We start from the raw sequence: 3,835 nt of genomic DNA, 5'->3' as shown, positions 1-3,835 counted from the left end.
CCGCTGCCCGCCCAACCAGACACCCCCTGGATCCGTCCACTACAGGTCGAAGCCGAAGGCGACGAGTTGCGCGTCTACGCACCGAACCGTTTTGTGCTGGACTGGGTCAACGAAAAGTACCTGGGCCGCGTCCTTGAACTGCTGGATGAGCATGGCAACGGCATGGCGCCGGCGCTTTCCTTATTAATAGGCAGCAAACGCAGCTCGGCCCCACGTGCCGCACCGAATGCACCGCTGGCTGCCGCACAGGTTTCCCAGGCCCAGGTAAACACGGGCGCGCCTGCCAATACGCAGGCTCCTGTGTCGACGCCTGCGCCGGCCAAGCGCTCGACGCAGAAATCCGTTGAAATCAGTGACGAGCCATCGCGTGACAGCTTCGATCCGATGTCCGGTGCTGCCTCACAACAGGCCCCGGTCCGCGCAGAACAGCGCACCGTGCAGGTCGAAGGTGCGCTCAAGCACACCAGTTACCTGAACCGCACCTTTACCTTCGAAAACTTCGTCGAAGGTAAATCCAACCAGCTCGCCCGTGCGGCGGCCTGGCAAGTGGCGGACAATCCCAAGCATGGTTACAACCCACTGTTCCTTTATGGTGGCGTCGGCCTGGGTAAAACTCACTTGATGCATGCGGTGGGTAACCATCTATTAAAGAAGAACCCGAATGCCAAGGTCGTGTACCTGCATTCCGAGCGTTTCGTGGCCGACATGGTCAAAGCGCTGCAACTGAACGCGATCAACGAGTTCAAGCGTTTCTACCGTTCGGTGGATGCTTTGCTGATCGACGACATTCAGTTCTTCGCCCGCAAGGAGCGTTCGCAGGAAGAGTTTTTCCACACCTTCAACGCCCTGCTTGAAGGTGGCCAGCAGGTCATTCTCACCAGTGACCGCTACCCGAAAGAAATCGAAGGTCTTGAAGAGCGTCTCAAATCCCGCTTCGGCTGGGGTCTGACGGTTGCCGTCGAGCCGCCGGAACTGGAAACCCGCGTGGCGATCTTGATGAAGAAGGCCGACCAGGCCAAAGTCGACTTGCCGCACGACGCCGCGTTCTTCATTGCCCAACGCATTCGCTCCAACGTCCGTGAGCTGGAAGGCGCGCTGAAGCGCGTGATCGCCCACTCGCACTTCATGGGCCGCGACATCACCATCGAGCTGATTCGCGAATCCCTGAAAGACCTGTTGGCATTGCAGGACAAACTGGTCTCTGTGGATAACATTCAGCGCACCGTCGCCGAGTACTACAAGATCAAGATCTCGGACTTGCTGTCCAAGCGCCGCTCGCGCTCGGTAGCACGCCCGCGTCAGGTGGCCATGGCGTTGTCCAAGGAACTGACCAACCACAGCCTGCCGGAAATCGGTGATGTGTTTGGTGGCCGTGACCACACCACCGTGTTGCACGCCTGCCGCAAGATCAACGAGCTTAAGGAATCCGACGCGGACATCCGCGAGGACTACAAGAACCTGCTGCGTACACTGACCACTTGATGAACACCAGCGCAGCTTATTAAGGCAAGGGACTAGACCATGCATTTCACCATTCAACGCGAAGCCCTGTTGAAACCCCTGCAACTGGTCGCAGGCGTCGTCGAGCGTCGACAGACCTTGCCGGTACTGTCCAACGTGCTGTTGGTAGTCGAAGGCCAGCAACTGTCGCTGACCGGTACCGACCTGGAAGTCGAACTGGTCGGTCGTGTGCAACTTGAGGAGCCGGCAGAGACAGGTTCCATCACCGTGCCTGCGCGCAAGCTGATGGACATCTGCAAAAGCCTGCCCAACGATGCGCTGATCGACATCAAGGTCGACGAGCAGAAGCTGGTCGTGAAGGCTGGCCGTAGCCGCTTCACCCTGTCGACCCTGCCAGCCAACGATTTCCCGACCGTTGAAGAAGGTCCGGGCTCGCTGACCTGCAGCCTTGAGCAAAGCAAACTGCGACGTTTGATCGAACGCACCAGCTTCGCCATGGCCCAGCAGGACGTGCGTTATTACCTCAACGGTATGCTGCTGGAAGTTTCCGAAGGCATCATCCGTGCTGTGGCTACTGATGGTCACCGTCTGGCCATGTGCTCGATGAAAGCCGATATCGGCCAGCCGGATCGCCACCAGGTGATCGTGCCGCGCAAAGGTATTCTCGAACTGGCGCGTCTACTCACCGAGCCGGACGGCAATGTCAGCATCGTGCTGGGTCAGCACCACATCCGTGCGACCACCGGTGAATTCACCTTCACCTCGAAACTGGTCGACGGCAAATTCCCGGATTACGAGCGCGTTCTGCCGAAGGGCGGCGACAAGCTGGTATTGGGCGATCGCCAGGCCCTGCGTGAAGCGTTCAGCCGTACCGCGATTCTTTCCAACGAAAAGTACCGTGGTATCCGTCTGCAACTGGCCAGCGGTCAGTTGAAGATCCAGGCCAACAACCCGGAGCAGGAAGAAGCGGAAGAAGAAGTGGGCGTTGAATACAACGGCGGTTCGCTGGAAATCGGCTTCAACGTGAGCTATCTGCTCGACGTGCTGGGCGTGATGACCACCGAGCAGGTTCGTCTGATCCTGTCCGACTCCAACAGCAGTGCGCTGGTGCAAGAGTCCGACAACGACGATTCGGCTTACGTTGTCATGCCGATGCGTCTGTAATCAGCTGACCCTGGATGTCCTTAAGTCGTGTTTCGGTCACCGCGGTGCGCAATCTGCACCCGGTGACCTTCTCCCCTTCCCCCCGCATCAACATTCTTTACGGCGCCAACGGCAGCGGCAAAACCAGTGTTCTGGAAGCCATTCATCTGCTGGGGCTTGCCCGTTCGTTTCGCAGCACGCGTCTGTTGCCGGTCATCCAGTATGAGCAGCTCGCCTGTACCGTGTTCGGTCAGGTTGAATTGGCCGAGGGTGGCCATAGCGCTTTGGGCATCTCGCGCGATCGTCAGGGCGAGTTTCAGATTCGTATCGACGGTCAGAACGCCCGTAGCGCCGCGCAACTGGCGGAGATCCTGCCGCTGCAGTTGATCAACCCCGACAGCTTCCGCTTGCTCGAAGGTGCACCGAAGATTCGCCGGCAGTTTCTCGACTGGGGCGTGTTCCACGTCGAACCGCGCTTCATGGCCACCTGGCAGCGTTTGCAGAAGGCCTTGCGTCAGAGAAACTCCTGGCTGCGGCATGGTACACTTGACGCCGTTTCGCAAGCGGTTTGGGACAGGGAACTGTGCCAGGCCAGCGCTGAAATCGATGAATACGCCGCGCTTACATCAAAGCCTTGAAACCAGTCTTTGAACAAACCTTGAGCGAACTGGTTGAGCTCGAAGGTTTGACGCTCAGCTATTACCGAGGCTGGGACAAAGACCGGGAATTGAGCGCCGTACTGGCCGGATCCCTGCAACGGGATCAGCAAATGGGTCATACCCAGGCCGGACCGCAACGGGCTGATTTGCGTCTTAGATTGGGCGCACACAACGCCGCGGACATTTTGTCCCGGGGTCAGCAGAAGTTAGTGGTCTGTGCACTGCGGATTGCCCAAGGGCACCTGGTCAGCCAAGCCCGACGCGGTCAGTGTATTTATCTGGTGGATGACTTGCCGTCCGAGTTGGACGAGAACCATCGTCGCGCGTTGTGCCGCTTGCTGGAAGACTTACGCTGCCAGGTGTTCATCACCTGTGTAGATCACGAATTATTGAGGGAAGGCTGGCAGACGGAAACGCCAGTCGCTCTGTTCCACGTGGAACAGGGCCGTATCACCCAGACCCACGACCATCGGGAGTGAAGGCATTGAGCGAAGAAAATACGTACGACTCAACGAGCATTAAAGTGCTGAAAGGCCTGGATGCCGTACGCAAACGTCCCGGTATGTACATTG

At 58.4% G+C, this 3,835-nt stretch carries 3 protein-coding genes and 1 pseudogene; all 4 read left to right on the top strand.

Features of this window, described 5'->3' with window-relative positions; all coding sequences use genetic code 11:
- Positions 1-3 precede the first annotated feature (3 nt).
- Positions 4-1,482 carry a chromosomal replication initiator protein DnaA gene (gene dnaA, locus ACIPZE_RS23580; protein WP_400775629.1) on the top strand — a complete coding sequence of 493 codons (1,479 nt, stop codon included), beginning with the start codon at positions 4-6 and terminating at the stop codon, positions 1,480-1,482.
- A gap of 39 nt (positions 1,483-1,521) precedes the next feature.
- Positions 1,522-2,625, top strand: coding sequence for a DNA polymerase III subunit beta (dnaN, locus tag ACIPZE_RS23575; RefSeq protein ID WP_007911887.1), 1,104 nt, complete (start codon positions 1,522-1,524; stop codon positions 2,623-2,625).
- A 14-nt stretch (positions 2,626-2,639) separates the two neighbouring features.
- Positions 2,640-3,742: pseudogene (gene recF, locus ACIPZE_RS23570) on the top strand (DNA replication/repair protein RecF).
- 5 nt (positions 3,743-3,747) lie between these two features.
- On the top strand, positions 3,748-3,835 hold an 88-nt coding region (locus tag ACIPZE_RS23565), incomplete at its 3' end, for a hypothetical protein (protein WP_400775626.1).

This window comes from Pseudomonas sp. NPDC089741, assembly GCF_044748825.1.
Classification (GTDB): Bacteria; Pseudomonadota; Gammaproteobacteria; order Pseudomonadales; family Pseudomonadaceae; genus Aquipseudomonas; species Aquipseudomonas helmanticensis.
This window is presented reverse-complemented; position numbering and strand designations above follow the sequence as displayed.

Coding starts and splice junctions, on each gene's coding strand:
- dnaN (WP_007911887.1), top strand. CDS start 1,522: ATGCATTTCACCATTCAACGCGAAGCCCTGTTGAAACCCCTGCAACTG.